The sequence below is a fragment of the Sporosarcina sp. Y1009 genome (assembly GCF_057669865.1).
In genome coordinates this window covers 138266-150804 of record NZ_JBYHFO010000006.1, presented here as the reverse complement: position 1 = coordinate 150804, position 12539 = coordinate 138266, and the positions used below count along the sequence as shown (strand labels likewise).

Annotated in this window: 14 protein-coding genes; 10 read left to right on the top strand and 4 right to left on the bottom strand. The window is 37.7% G+C overall.

Features of this window, described 5'->3' with window-relative positions:
- Positions 1 to 50: 50 nt before the first annotated feature.
- From AC25Y1_RS09785 to AC25Y1_RS09765, 5 genes are all read left to right on the top strand, one after another.
- A complete protein-coding gene (locus AC25Y1_RS09785; RefSeq protein WP_488147791.1) occupies positions 51 to 347 on the top strand; it encodes a metal-sensitive transcriptional regulator in 297 nt (98 codons plus the stop codon).
- Between the two features lie 83 nt (positions 348 to 430).
- Entirely contained in the window at positions 431 to 631 is a 201-nt protein-coding gene (gene copZ / locus AC25Y1_RS09780) for a copper chaperone CopZ (RefSeq protein WP_488147790.1), read from the top strand.
- Between the two features lie 265 nt (positions 632 to 896).
- On the top strand, positions 897 to 3314 hold the full coding sequence (locus tag AC25Y1_RS09775; RefSeq protein WP_488147789.1) for a heavy metal translocating P-type ATPase: 2418 nt from the start codon (positions 897 to 899) through the stop codon (positions 3312 to 3314).
- Positions 3315 to 3409: 95 nt separating this feature from the next.
- Positions 3410 to 3658, top strand: coding sequence for a glutaredoxin family protein (locus AC25Y1_RS09770; RefSeq protein ID WP_488147788.1), 249 nt, complete (start codon positions 3410 to 3412; stop codon positions 3656 to 3658).
- Between the two features lie 136 nt (positions 3659 to 3794).
- A complete protein-coding gene (locus AC25Y1_RS09765) occupies positions 3795 to 4358 on the top strand; it encodes a beta-class carbonic anhydrase (protein WP_488147787.1) in 564 nt (187 codons plus the stop codon).
- A 124-nt stretch (positions 4359 to 4482) separates the two neighbouring features.
- On the opposite strand, the gene AC25Y1_RS09760 is transcribed toward AC25Y1_RS09765, so the two are convergent.
- A complete protein-coding gene (locus AC25Y1_RS09760; RefSeq protein ID WP_488147786.1) occupies positions 4483 to 5028 on the bottom strand; it encodes a cysteine hydrolase family protein in 546 nt (181 codons plus the stop codon).
- A 122-nt stretch (positions 5029 to 5150) separates the two neighbouring features.
- Here AC25Y1_RS09760 and AC25Y1_RS09755 point away from each other — a divergent pair, with 122 nt between their 5' ends.
- On the top strand, positions 5151 to 5591 hold the full coding sequence (locus tag AC25Y1_RS09755; RefSeq protein ID WP_488147785.1) for an Lrp/AsnC family transcriptional regulator: 441 nt from the start codon (positions 5151 to 5153) through the stop codon (positions 5589 to 5591).
- A 252-nt stretch (positions 5592 to 5843) separates the two neighbouring features.
- Here AC25Y1_RS09755 and AC25Y1_RS09750 read toward each other — a convergent pair whose 3' ends face one another.
- Positions 5844 to 7025, bottom strand: coding sequence for an MFS transporter (locus tag AC25Y1_RS09750; RefSeq protein ID WP_488147784.1), 1182 nt, complete (start codon positions 7023 to 7025; stop codon positions 5844 to 5846).
- Positions 7026 to 7065: 40 nt separating this feature from the next.
- Positions 7066 to 7518: a MarR family winged helix-turn-helix transcriptional regulator gene (locus tag AC25Y1_RS09745; protein ID WP_488147783.1), complete on the bottom strand. Its 453-nt coding sequence runs from the start codon at positions 7516 to 7518 to the stop codon at positions 7066 to 7068.
- A 236-nt stretch (positions 7519 to 7754) separates the two neighbouring features.
- Here AC25Y1_RS09745 and AC25Y1_RS09740 point away from each other — a divergent pair, with 236 nt between their 5' ends.
- From AC25Y1_RS09740 to AC25Y1_RS09730, 3 genes are all read left to right on the top strand, one after another.
- Positions 7755 to 7961 (top strand): helix-turn-helix transcriptional regulator, encoded by a 207-nt coding sequence (locus AC25Y1_RS09740; RefSeq protein ID WP_488147861.1) that lies wholly within the window; start codon positions 7755 to 7757, stop codon positions 7959 to 7961.
- Positions 7962 to 8618: 657 nt separating this feature from the next.
- Positions 8619 to 9365: a gluconate 2-dehydrogenase subunit 3 family protein gene (locus AC25Y1_RS09735; RefSeq protein WP_488147782.1), complete on the top strand. Its 747-nt coding sequence runs from the start codon at positions 8619 to 8621 to the stop codon at positions 9363 to 9365.
- Between the two features lie 75 nt (positions 9366 to 9440).
- Positions 9441 to 11153, top strand: coding sequence for a GMC family oxidoreductase (locus AC25Y1_RS09730; RefSeq protein WP_488147781.1), 1713 nt, complete (start codon positions 9441 to 9443; stop codon positions 11151 to 11153).
- Between the two features lie 293 nt (positions 11154 to 11446).
- On the opposite strand, the gene AC25Y1_RS09725 is transcribed toward AC25Y1_RS09730, so the two are convergent.
- Positions 11447 to 12301, bottom strand: coding sequence for a MerR family transcriptional regulator (locus tag AC25Y1_RS09725; RefSeq protein ID WP_488147780.1), 855 nt, complete (start codon positions 12299 to 12301; stop codon positions 11447 to 11449).
- 36 nt (positions 12302 to 12337) lie between these two features.
- Between AC25Y1_RS09725 and AC25Y1_RS09720 the strand changes: the two genes are divergently transcribed.
- On the top strand, positions 12338 to 12475 hold the full coding sequence (locus tag AC25Y1_RS09720) for a hypothetical protein (protein ID WP_488147779.1): 138 nt from the start codon (positions 12338 to 12340) through the stop codon (positions 12473 to 12475).
- Positions 12476 to 12539: the final 64 nt, after the last annotated feature.

Below are 12539 nucleotides of genomic sequence, written 5' to 3'. Positions count from 1 at the left end.
GGTAATATAGGGGTATAGGGTATATCAATAAAACTTGAGGGGTGAAGGACATGTCAGAAACAACTGAAATAATAAAGACGACAGTTCAGCCAAACAAGCAACAGCTTCTTAATCGATTAAAACGCGTCGAGGGGCAAGTGAGAGGCGTTCATCAAATGGTTGAGAATGACCGTTATTGTGTAGATATTTTACATCAAATTAGCGCAATCCAGTCAGCGATGAACAAAGTTTCTTTAGCTTTGCTAGAAGATCATACACATCATTGTGTCGTAAAAGCGATAAAAGAAGAAAATAGCGATGAGGCAATTCAAGAATTAATGAGTGTCATGAAAACAATGACAAAATAAAAAATGCTGCAACACTTTCTAATTGACATACCGCCATGGGGTATGTTAGGTTTGGAATAACAACAAAACAGGAGGCGTTTAATATGAAAGAAATCTTAAAAGTAGAAGGTATGTCATGTAATCACTGTGTGAATAGAATCGAAACAAATGTGGGGGAACTTACAGGTGTTTCCGCAGTTAAAGTAGACCTAAATAACAATGAAGTAGCAGTGGAATTCGAAAATGCAGCGACATTAGCTAAAATTAAAGAAACAATTGAAGATAATGGTTATGATCTTGCTTAATAAATAGACAACAGAATTTCTGCTTACACAATGTGGGGGTAAAAAGTAGAGGATATGATTGTACCTACAGGTATAATCTTTCTTTTTCAAAATTATATACCCCCCACTAGTATTAAAGGGCGAATCCCGATAACTGAAAAAATATTACAAATTAACGATATATCTTGTTCAGAAGGTAAAGTTGAGAAAATATTTTTTAAAGATTACTCACCAAAAATCGAATTGAATATACCCCCTTGTGGGTATGAAAGAGGTGGAAAGCATCATGAGTAATGAAGTAAAAGAAGCGAGTATACAGATTTCAGGAATGACTTGTGCAGCTTGTGCAGCGGGTATTGAAAAAGGGTTAAATAAAATGGAAGGTGTCGAGCAGGCAAACGTCAACTTGGCACTAGAAAAGTCATCGATCAAATATGACCCGTCCAAACTGAATAAAGCAGATTTGGAAAAGAAAATTGAGGCGCTTGGCTACGGAGTAGTGAAACAAAAAGCGGAATTTGATATTACAGGAATGACTTGTGCAAATTGTTCGTTAGGTATTGAAAAAGGGTTAAATAAAATGGATGGTATTGCGTCTGCGAGCGTCAATTTAGCGCTTGAAAGGGCGACAATTGAATTTAATCCATCAGAGGTAACAATTGCAGACATTATTGCAAAGGTAGAGAAGCTTGGTTACGGTGCACACCAAAAGCAAGAAGATAAAGAGCAGGTAGATTACCGTGAAAAAGCGATTAAAGATCAGAAACGGAAATTAATTATTTCTGCAATCTTATCGTTGCCTTTATTATGGACGATGGTCGGGCATTTTTCATTTACGTCATTTCTTTATTTACCGGATATTTTAATGAATCCGTGGGTACAAATGGCAATTGCTGCACCGGTACAATTTATTATCGGGAAACAGTTTTATGTTGGCGCTTATAAATCACTACGTAATGGTGCTGCAAATATGGACGTACTTATTGCCATGGGTACTTCTGCAGCGTATTTCTATAGTGTGTATCAAGCGATTATTACGGCAGGTACTGGGCAAGAACCACATCTTTACTTTGAAACAAGTGCGGTACTGATTACACTCATTGTTTTAGGGAAATATTTTGAAGCAAAAGCTAAAGGTCGTTCATCAGATGCGATTAAAAAGTTAATGGGCTTACAAGCGAAAACCGCGACTGTTGTTCGTGAGGGTGTTGAAAAAGAAATTCCATTGGAAGAAGTCGTGATAGGAGATACCATCCTAGTGAAGCCAGGGGAAAAAATACCCGTTGATGGTGAAGTTCTAGAAGGTAATTCAGCAGTTGATGAATCGATGTTAACAGGGGAAAGTCTTCCGATCGATAAAAAACTAGGTGACATTCTATTTGGTTCAACGATTAATAAAAATGGTTTTATTCAAATGAAAGCAACGAAAGTTGGGCGCGATACAGCATTAGCACAAATTATTAAAGTTGTTGAAGATGCGCAAGGTTCGAAAGCGGAAATCCAGCGATTAGCAGATCGGATTTCAGGTATTTTCGTGCCAATCGTTGTAGGGATTGCAGTTGTCACATTCCTTGTTTGGATTTTGTGGATTCGACCGGGCGATGTAACACCGGCATTGGAAGTTTTTATCACGATACTTGTCATTGCGTGTCCATGTGCACTCGGACTTGCAACACCGACGTCCATTATGGCCGGTTCTGGTCGTGCAGCTGAATTTGGTATTTTATTCAAAGGTGGCGAGCACTTAGAGCAGACACAAAGTATTGATACAGTTGTTGTTGATAAAACAGGTACTGTCACACATGGTAAACCTGTATTAACGGACGTCGTGCTAGCATCTGATCAAGAAGAAGAAAAATTCTTATCCTTAATCGGTGCGGCAGAGAAACAATCCGAACACCCATTAGCAGAAGCAATCGTTTCAGGTATTCAAGATAAAGGCGTCGAACTTGGTGAAATTCAGTTTTTTGAAGCAATCCCAGGTTATGGTGTGCAAGCAACCGTTTCAGGTCAAGCTGTTATCGTTGGTACACGTAAACTCATGCAGCAATATGGTGTAGAAATACAATCGATTCTTCCGGCGATGGAAAAATTAGAGAGCGATGGTAAAACCGCAATGTTAGCTGCTATTAATGGACAATACGCAGGGCTGGTTGCCGTAGCCGATACGGTTAAAGAGACATCTCGAGAAGCTGTGCGCCGCTTACAAGAAATGGGTATCAAAGTCATCATGATGACAGGTGATAATGAGCGAACAGCAAAAGCAATCGGTAAAGAGGTGGGTATTGACACAGTGATTGCGGAGGTCCTTCCTGAAGGTAAAGCAGAAGAAGTGAAAAAGTTACAAGGACAGGGCAAAAAAGTGGCAATGGTCGGAGATGGTATTAATGACGCACCAGCACTAGCGACAGCTGATATTGGTATGGCCATTGGTACAGGGACTGACGTAGCGATGGAAGCCGCTGATGTGACACTCATTCGTGGGGATTTAAATAGTATTGCCGATGCAATCATTATGAGCCGTAAAACAATGCGCAACATTAAACAAAACTTATTTTGGGCATTTGGCTACAATACACTGGGGATTCCGATTGCAGCGATTGGATTACTCGCCCCTTGGGTTGCCGGTGCGGCGATGGCATTTAGTTCCGTGTCGGTCGTCTTGAACGCTTTACGTTTGCAAAGAGTCAAATTAGAAAAGTAAAATAACTTTTCATAAAGACATGAGGACAACTTTAAACAGTTGTCCTGTTTTTTACTTGGGATGATCATACGTTCAATCGGAAAAGAGGATGAAAGATGAAGCATAATGTTACGGTTTATACAACCACGCTGTGTCCTGTATGCCGAATAGTGAAGGACTTTCTAAATGATTCGGATATACCTTTTAAAGAGGTGAATGTGGATATTAATCCAATTGCCATGATAAAACTTATTGCGAAAACAAAGAGATTCACAGTTCCACAAACAAATATGAACGGAGAATGGATTTCGGGATTTGACCCAGTCCGTATACTGACAACAATAAGTACTAAAAGTGATATTTGAAAAAAGATATTTGACACTTTTTTTATTTTAGAGTTATTCTTATTTAGAAGTCTTCGTAAAGGAATTTGGGAGAATGGATCAGTTACTACCAAAAACATATTGAAAACAAGTACATATGAAGTTAGGAGATTTTTATATGATGATTGATGATGCTTTGGAATACAATGAACAATTTGTTAAAGATAAAAAATATGAGGCGTTTCGTACTACAAAATTCCCAAACAAGAAAATGGTGATCGTCACCTGTATGGATACAAGATTAGTGGAACTATTACCCCGGTCCATGAACCTTCGTAATGGGGATGTTAAACTTATCAAAAATGCTGGTGGCGTTATTTCCCACCCGTTTGGTAGTGCCATGAGGAGTATTCTAGTGGCATTGTATGAACTAAAAGCAAGTGAGGTTTGTGTAATCGGGCATCATGGCTGTGGTATGGACAATATTAATTCACTTGAAACGATTAAGAAAATGCAAGAAGGCGGGATTTCTAAACAAACTTTTGACACATTGGAGTTTGCGGGAATTAATGTCGAGGAATGGCTAGCAGGTTTTGAAAATGTAGAAGATAGCGTTCGTAATAGTGTGAATATGATTAAGAAACATCCCCTTCTTCCAATTGGAACGCCTGTCCACGGCTTAGTGATTGACCCAGATACAGGAAAATTAGATGTGGTAGTAAAAGACGATGTTACTGTTTAAATCACGCTAAATAAGGAGGTTTTCTGCATAGTTATTCGATGATTATTTCCGAAAAACGAAAAAATAAAAGGTATTTGAGAATAAGCGCATTCCCAAATGCCTTTTACAGTTAAGATTGTGTTTCTTATTTTAAGAAATCCTCTGTTGATGTTACAGCACAATACATGCCATTAACTGCACCGACAAACGCATAGTGAACTTGTTCAGCTGGCACGTCCTTACCTTCATAAGATAAGTCTCTTGTCGCACATGCATCTTCAATAAGTGTTGTCTCAAAGCCAAAATCCACTGCGGCTCTGACTGTTGCATCGATACACATATGTGTCATCATGCCTACAACAACTACCTTGGTTACGCCATTTTCTCTTAATTTGCTTTCTAATTCCGTCTGTAAAAAGCTGTTAGGGAAATGTTTGATGATAATGCTTTCGTTTTCCAATGGTTGAACAGCTTCATGTATTTCAGCACCGTCCGTATCAGGAAGGAAGAATCCCATTGCTGGATCAGCTGCGATATGTTGTACATGAAAAATATTATCTTTGTTGTTCTGTCTAAACCATTCAAGAACTTTAGCGGCATTAGCCGCTGCTTTATCTGGATTAACTAATTCCATCTTTCCATTTGGAAAATAGTCATTTTGAATATCTACAATAATTAGCGCTGTGCTCATTGTTTCTCCACCTCGTTGAAAGTATTTTGGTACACTATAATCATATCTCGTACATTGATTTTTATCGATAGGTTGGCGAAACACTTTCAGCTCAAAAAATTTCACGGTGAAAGGAATGTATTATGGAACTTGATAACATAGATTTTCAGATCCTTCGGCTACTATCCGAAAATTCGCGTATTCAATGGAAAGACTTAGGTGAACAAATTCATATGACGGGGCAAGCAGTAGGGAATCGTATAAAAAAACTAGAAGATAGTGGCGTAATTAAAGCCTACTCTCTACAAGTCGATGAAGTGAAAGTGGGACTTACTTATACAGCGTTTATCATTATTTATATGAAAACAACAAACCATGATGCGTTTATCCGATTAATGAATGATTGCAAAGAGGCAGTGGAAGTTCACCGCGTATCGGGGGAAGGTTGTTACCATATAAAAATAAAAGTAAGTGCCCAAGAACAATTGAATCTCTTTCTAGATAAAATTCTTGATTATGGGAATTATACAGTACATCTATCCATACAGGAGACTAAGCAACAAAATCCGTTGACTGCTACGTAAAAAATGATTACGGCTAGTGAAATGTACCACCTAATTACAGACTATTTCCAACTACATATCTCTTGTATAATTAGTGTCCACAGCTATTGTTGTGACATTGCTTATACAGGAGATTTTTTGTATGATTCATTATTGAAAGATAGTGGAACTACACGATGAAAGACCCTATTTTGCGCATAAGTGCACTTCGCACTAATTTGAATATAAAATAAAAACTCACTATCTAGTGAGATAGCGAATTTTAAAGTAAGTTTAATTGAGGTTGGGCTTCTGTAATTTTGTACTTGAAATAACAAACGCGATCACAAGCACAACTGCGGCAAATACATACGGATAATCGATGTTGATATCAAATAAAATACCGCCAATAATCGGTCCTATTATGATACCTAAGCTAGTGTAAGCAGAGTTCATACCCGCAATATACCCCTGGTTTTCCCCGGCGATTTTTGATAAAAAAGATGTCACAGCAGGGCGTAAAATATCACCAGAGAAGAATACAATGCTCGTGATGACAATCATCGTCCAATAACCGTCTATAAAAATCGTAATAAAAATAAAAATAGCAGATGATAGTAAAGTTAAATTAATGAGCATTCGTTCTCCAATTACTTTGACCAGATTATCAAATAATAAAATTTGAGCGACAACACCAGCGATGGAGCCGACTGTAATAATGATCGAAATATCACGGACCGTAAAGCCAAGCTTTTCGTCGACGAATAAGCTAAACATCATTTCATAAACGGCAAGCCCAAACGCTAGTACGAACACGACCAGTAGTGGTGTGAAGTACTGTGGCTGAAAAGATTTTTTAAATTCCTGAATAAACGCTGGTCGTACAGCGGATGCACGATTTTTTTCTAGCTGCTCTGTTGAAATCGAATCGTTCATTACAAAGGAAATAATAATGGCAGTAATCATTGATATGGCAGCAGCAAAGAAGAACGGTGCGCGTATCCCAAACTCTGCAATAAATCCGCCAATTCCTGGTCCAATTATAAATCCTAAACTAATGGCAGCCGATTGGTAACCTAACGCTTTTGCACGATTTGCTAGCGTCGTTTTATCGGCAATATACGTAACAACAGCGGGCATAATGAAGGCGGCACCCACACCGCCAAGTAGACGGCTCACAAATAATAGCCACGTTTCATTTGAAAAACCGAACAGTGCCTCTGAAAATGAAAATAACAAAAGACCGATGATCATCATTTTTTTACGGCCGATTGAATCGACCCATACCCCTGTAAAAGGGGAAGCCAGAAACTGCGCAAATGCCATCGCAGCAAATAAGTAACCGACAATGGCACCACTTAAACTTAGATCCTTCGCAATTGATGGCATAACTGGTGCGGCAAGTCCTATCCCCATAAAAGCAATAAATAAACTAGATAATGCAAGTGCAATAGACACTTTCTCTTTTTGATTCATAATTAATTACCTCTATTTAACTGTCAAACAATTCAGGGTCCTATTTGTCGTAGGATGAAATGGATGCATTCACTTTCTTCATAGTTTGTAATACATTTTGCAATTGTTCTAAATCGATGTCAGCGAAGTGCTTCGTCATAAATTCTTTATCTGCTTCCACGCTTAATGCCTGATAAGCGAGCCCTTCTTCTGCTAACCCGATGAAAAGCTCGCGATGATTATTTGGATTGGCCTGACGTTTGATAAAATTTAGCGCTTCGAGCTTCGATAATACTTGGCTTACAGCACTTTTAGAAATTGCGAATTTCTTGGCGATTTCATTTGCTGTGATTCGTGGATTGTCTTTCAAGAAAAATAAAATCGTATCTTGCTGTGCTGTTAAATTATAAGCATTGAACTTTTGTGCGTTTTTATTATACAAAAGATAATTTAAGTAGTATTCACTAAAAACGACAGTCAGTTCTTTAAACATTTTTTGATGATTTGCAAGCATAATATCCTCCTTCAAGTTCAGTTAAGTAAACTGAACTTAACTAACAAAATGTATTTTATATGTTAAGGAGTTTTTTGTCAACAATAAAAAAGGTTCCGATCATCAAATCGGTATGGTGGGTGTTTTTTGTTATGGACAATTTGTGTTAACGTCAAAAAAGTATTGGTTTATTATAGCGATTATTTTCTTGGTAGGAGCAGGCATGGTCTTTATAGAATTGCCTGGATTATAAAATGATGAATGTGAAATTAGTCCTTCATAATAATTTAAAAACTGTGCGTGCAGAGCAAAAATTGAGCCAAGCCAAATTAGCCGAAAAGGTCGGCGTATCACGTCAAACAATTAGCAATATTGAAACTGGTGAATTTGTTCCCACGGCAAGACTAGCCTTATTACTTTGTTTAGCCTTAGATAAAAAATTTGAGGATATATTTTATTTTTAAAAAGCCTCAACTTAAATAACGGGTTCCCTTGAAGGGTGCAAAATGTTAAAACTGCTTGTTTTCACCTCTGAAGAGAACCCGTTACTCTTATATATATTGAATTAGAACTGTTGGTTAATAAATTATTTCTGTGTTTTTTTTATTACTATTTGTACAGTTAATTTGCCGCCCAAATGTATGCTAGCTATTCTTATTAACATATTTACGAAACTGAACTTCGTAATCTCCTCTATTAAAGCTAGTCTTTACTCCTTGTCTAGTAGATTCCACATGTATCATACCGCGGTGAGCTTCTACTAATTGCTATGCAATCTTCAAATGGACTGAATATTCATCTAAGTGGGTATTGATAGGATAGATGTTCAGGAAAACATTGGACTAATTATATAAATAGCGAAACCTGGACTTTCGTGGTATAATTGACTACTGTAAGATAGAGAAACTACTAGATTAGTGGATTTTCTGTCTTAAAATAATGTCGTAATATGTCGAATAATATCGAATTTTGTCTACATTGTTATTAAGCTTTGTAGGTTTTTAATATGTAAAGACTTCTAGTTTATATATATCATATAAATGATACGAGATTATAGACAGCCTTTTTTATTACAAATTAAAACTCCACTATTTCTTTGGAGTTTATAGGAGGGTCATAAGATGGCGGAAAAAAAGCAACCGAATAAATCTACCCGCAGAGATTTTCTTAAAAGATCTGGGTATGTGACTGGCGGTGTTGTTGGTGGTGGTATTTTAGGTGGACTGGTCGGAAATCAATTTTGGGAACCTGAACAAGAAGTCGCAGTTGTTACAACTGAAGTAAAGCAACATGATCATGCTTTAGAATATTTTACGAATCGAGCGGATTTCATATTGCTGGGACAGGCAACAGAGCGAATTTTTCCAGAAGATGAAAGTGGACCAGGTGCGATTGGTTTAGGAGTTCCTTATTATATTGATCACCAATTAGCAGGTAAGTGGGGAATCAATGCCAAGGATTATAGACAAGGTCCATTTTTCGATGGTGAAGCCGTTCAAGGTTATCAATCACAATTAAAATATCATCAGATTTACGACTTGGGAATTGAGGCAATCGAAAACTATAGTCAATCTACCTTTAATGAAAGCTTTACGAAACTAGATGGTGAAAAGCAAGACGAGGTCTTAGTAGCTCTAGAAAATGATAAAGTAAACATTCCTGGTATTAAATCAAGCTTCTTCTTTGAAATTTTACGCCAGTCGACTTTAGAGGGTGCTTATGCAGATCCACTTTATGGTGGTAATAAAGATATGCAAGGATGGAAGATGAAGGAATATCCAGGTGTTCAAATGAGCTATTCAGCTGAACAAGTGGAATCTGAAGAATTTATTAAAGTTACACCAGCAAGTCTTCATGACAGACAATAATAAAAATATCGGAAAAATAAACTTGTATGAAAAAGTTTAATAAACTATGAACAGCAGGAAGAGAGGTTATTCATTATGGTTACGAAACTACCTAAAACAGATGTTGTAACGGTAGGTGTAGGTTGGACAGGCGGAATTATAGCTGCTGAGGCCAGTAAAGCAGGTTTAAAAGTTGTCGGATTAGAACGTGGTGGAAATCGCTCAACGGCAAACTTTGCTATGAAACATGATGAACTGCGCTATGCATTACGCGGTGAATTGATGCAAGACTTATCAAGAGAAACATTAACATTTAGAAATAATAGCGGTCAGCGCGCATTACCGATGCGTCAATATGGATCTTTCATGTTAGGTAATGGTGTTGGCGGAGCAGGTACGCATTGGAACGGGATGACGGATCGTTATTTACCATATGACTTTGAAATTAAATCAAAAACGATTGAAAGATATGGCGAGAGTAAAATTGCGGAGGGACTTCTCATCCAAGATTGGGGAATTACCTACGACGAAATGGAGCCATATTATACGAAGTTTGATCTAATGGCTGGTATATCTGCTGATGAGACGCCTCTTCGCGGAAAACGTTCACAACCTTTCCCGAACCCGGCATTAAAAAATGGTCCGGAACTTGATTTGTTTAAAGAAACAACAAAAAAAATGGGGCTGGATCCTTTCATTATGCCCGCTGCTAACAACTCGCAGCCATATCAAAATCCGGATGGCGAACACATGGCAGGATGTCAAATGAATGGATTTTGTGAACGATTCGGTTGTGAATACGGGGCGAAAGCAAGTCCAAACGTTACGGTTATCCCAACAGCACTAAAAACCGGGAATTTTGACCTTCGTCCATATTCTGAAGTTATCGAGATTTTGCACAAAGGTGGAAAAGCAACAGGGGTAATTTATGTAGATACACGTACAGGTGAGAAATTTGAACAACCTGCAGATATTGTTGCCATAACTAGTTATACATTTAATAATAATCGTTTGTTACTCAATTCAAAACTTGGAACTGCTTATGATCCTGAAACTGGTAAAGGTACAATTGGAAAGAATTACTGTTACCAAATAATCAGAGGGACAGATGGTTTCTTTGATGATCGTAAATTTAATACTGCAATTGGTTCTGGTGGACTCGGTGGAACGCTAGATAACTTTAATGGCGATAACTTTGACCATACAGATCTTGATTTTATACATGGTGGAGCAATCATCATAAACCAATCCGGTAAAAGACCGATAGATAACAACCAAGTTCCTCCAGGTACGCCAAGATGGGGTAAAGAATTTAAAAAGCAATCGTTAAAATACTATAACCGCCATTTGAACCTTCACACGTATGGTGCAGTTATGCCTCATGTCAATAACTATTTGGATTTGGATCCGACATATAAAGATATTCATGGTAAGCCACTTGTTCGTATGACATTTGATTTCTCGGAAACAGACCGTAAACGTGGTTTATTCCTGAATGACGTAACGAAGAATATCATGCAAGAAATGGGCGCAACGCACGTCTCTGATCATGAATTACATGAGCATTATGATATAACAAAATATCAAGCAACACATAATACAGGTGGCGTTATCATGGGAGCAGATCCTGAAACGTCTGCTGTCAACTCTTACCTACAAATGTGGGAAGCGGATAATGTTTTCGTTGTTGGTGGATCAGCATATGCTCATCAAAGTGGTTACAATGCGACTCATACTTTAGGAGCGCTTGCTTACCGAGCTTCTGAAGGAATCATTAACTATAGTAAAGATGGCGGCATGCTTGTCTAAATAAGTAAGGGAAAAAAGTAATTCTTGTTTGTTTTATTACTTATGACTAGATTACAGAAGCACACCAACCTTTTATTGAATAGAACCCCCGAATAGTGGACGCTTTGAAAAAAAGTGACCCATTCGGGGGTTTTTCTATTTAAATACCCATTATATTTAAAAAATAAACGAAAAAAGGCCAACTAATTCTAAATGACCACTGACCAAAACGTGTACAAGTAGAAAGTGGCTTTTCATGAGAATAGGCTGATTTTGAAAACACGATTCCCGCAGGTTTTGATTGATAAATTACACTAGTGTAAAGCTTCTTCAATTGAATTGGTAACAAGTATAGCGCGAAGTGTTTTGTCCTTCGTGTATTCGAGTGCGCCTGTTCCCCCTAAGTAAAAATCGATATGCTTATTATTCACGGCAAATTGGTCTAATCTATCAAGTAAATCTGGGTCACTTTCAAATGGCAGCGTAGTCGTTGCTGATAGTAGTACTTTTTTAGGCTTTAACTTTTGTACCAACGCTTCAATTGAACCAGGAGCTGGAGAAGTTCCGACAAGTATTGTATCCCAGCCATTCATCATGAAATGCAATAAAAGTAAATGCAATGGAATTTCATGTCGCTCAGATGGAAGACAAGCCCCAATAATTAAGGGGGCATCCTCACGACTTTGGTAGTTACGTCTAATTTGAACGAGAAAGTCTCGTACGACAAGACTTGAAGTAGCCTCCTGATACTCATTCCATTCCTTCCTATGCCATCTATTCCCGACCTCATTCAGAAAAGGAACAACAACAGATGTTAGGAAATCAATTAATCCAAAGGAATGATATGCCTGCTGCAACACCAATTGTATTTCTAATTCGTCGCAGTGAACACCTTTTTCTAAGAGTTGGAGGACATAGTCATTAAACACTGGTGATTGATCAAGAGCATCCCCAGGTAATCGCGCCGTTTTTATTTTAATATTTCTTTCTTTTGTGAGATCGACAGCTTGCTTAATCGGATAACCTTTTTCTGATAGAGCTTTGACACTTACTAAAAAATTAATATCGCTTTCGCTATATATTCGATAACCATTTTCTAAGCGTTTAGGTTTTACAAGATTATATCGTTCTTCCCATTTACGGATGACTTGTTTCGATAAGCCTGTCATGTCTGAGACTTGTTCTCTGATCGTGCCTATGAAGTAATGGAACTACTGAAAAATGAAACGAAAAACAAAGGCACAACTACAATTGTTGTTACGCATGATACAGGTCTAGTTGGTTATTGTGACAAGGTTTATAAAATGACTGATGGTGTACTTGTACAAGAAAAACAAGAATAAGTAGTTTAAATAGAAGGATTAAGTTCATGTAACCTAGCCATTAGTAAAAGTATCTTAATCTTTC

Bases quoted from the DNA above. Each gene is read 5' to 3' on its own strand.
- AC25Y1_RS09785 (WP_488147791.1), top strand. From the start codon at position 51: ATGTCAGAAACAACTGAAATAATAAAGACGACAGTTCAGCCAAACAAG.
- copZ (WP_488147790.1), top strand. From the start codon at position 431: ATGAAAGAAATCTTAAAAGTAGAAGGTATGTCATGTAATCACTGTGTG.
- AC25Y1_RS09775 (WP_488147789.1), top strand. From the start codon at position 897: ATGAGTAATGAAGTAAAAGAAGCGAGTATACAGATTTCAGGAATGACT.
- AC25Y1_RS09770 (WP_488147788.1), top strand. From the start codon at position 3,410: ATGAAGCATAATGTTACGGTTTATACAACCACGCTGTGTCCTGTATGC.
- AC25Y1_RS09765 (WP_488147787.1), top strand. From the start codon at position 3,795: ATGATGATTGATGATGCTTTGGAATACAATGAACAATTTGTTAAAGAT.
- AC25Y1_RS09760 (WP_488147786.1), bottom strand. From the start codon at position 5,028: ATGAGCACAGCGCTAATTATTGTAGATATTCAAAATGACTATTTTCCA.
- AC25Y1_RS09755 (WP_488147785.1), top strand. From the start codon at position 5,151: ATGGAACTTGATAACATAGATTTTCAGATCCTTCGGCTACTATCCGAA.
- AC25Y1_RS09750 (WP_488147784.1), bottom strand. From the start codon at position 7,025: ATGAATCAAAAAGAGAAAGTGTCTATTGCACTTGCATTATCTAGTTTA.
- AC25Y1_RS09745 (WP_488147783.1), bottom strand. From the start codon at position 7,518: ATGCTTGCAAATCATCAAAAAATGTTTAAAGAACTGACTGTCGTTTTT.
- AC25Y1_RS09740 (WP_488147861.1), top strand. From the start codon at position 7,755: ATGAATGTGAAATTAGTCCTTCATAATAATTTAAAAACTGTGCGTGCA.
- AC25Y1_RS09735 (WP_488147782.1), top strand. From the start codon at position 8,619: ATGGCGGAAAAAAAGCAACCGAATAAATCTACCCGCAGAGATTTTCTT.
- AC25Y1_RS09730 (WP_488147781.1), top strand. From the start codon at position 9,441: ATGGTTACGAAACTACCTAAAACAGATGTTGTAACGGTAGGTGTAGGT.
- AC25Y1_RS09725 (WP_488147780.1), bottom strand. From the start codon at position 12,301: ATGACAGGCTTATCGAAACAAGTCATCCGTAAATGGGAAGAACGATAT.
- AC25Y1_RS09720 (WP_488147779.1), top strand. From the start codon at position 12,338: ATGGAACTACTGAAAAATGAAACGAAAAACAAAGGCACAACTACAATT.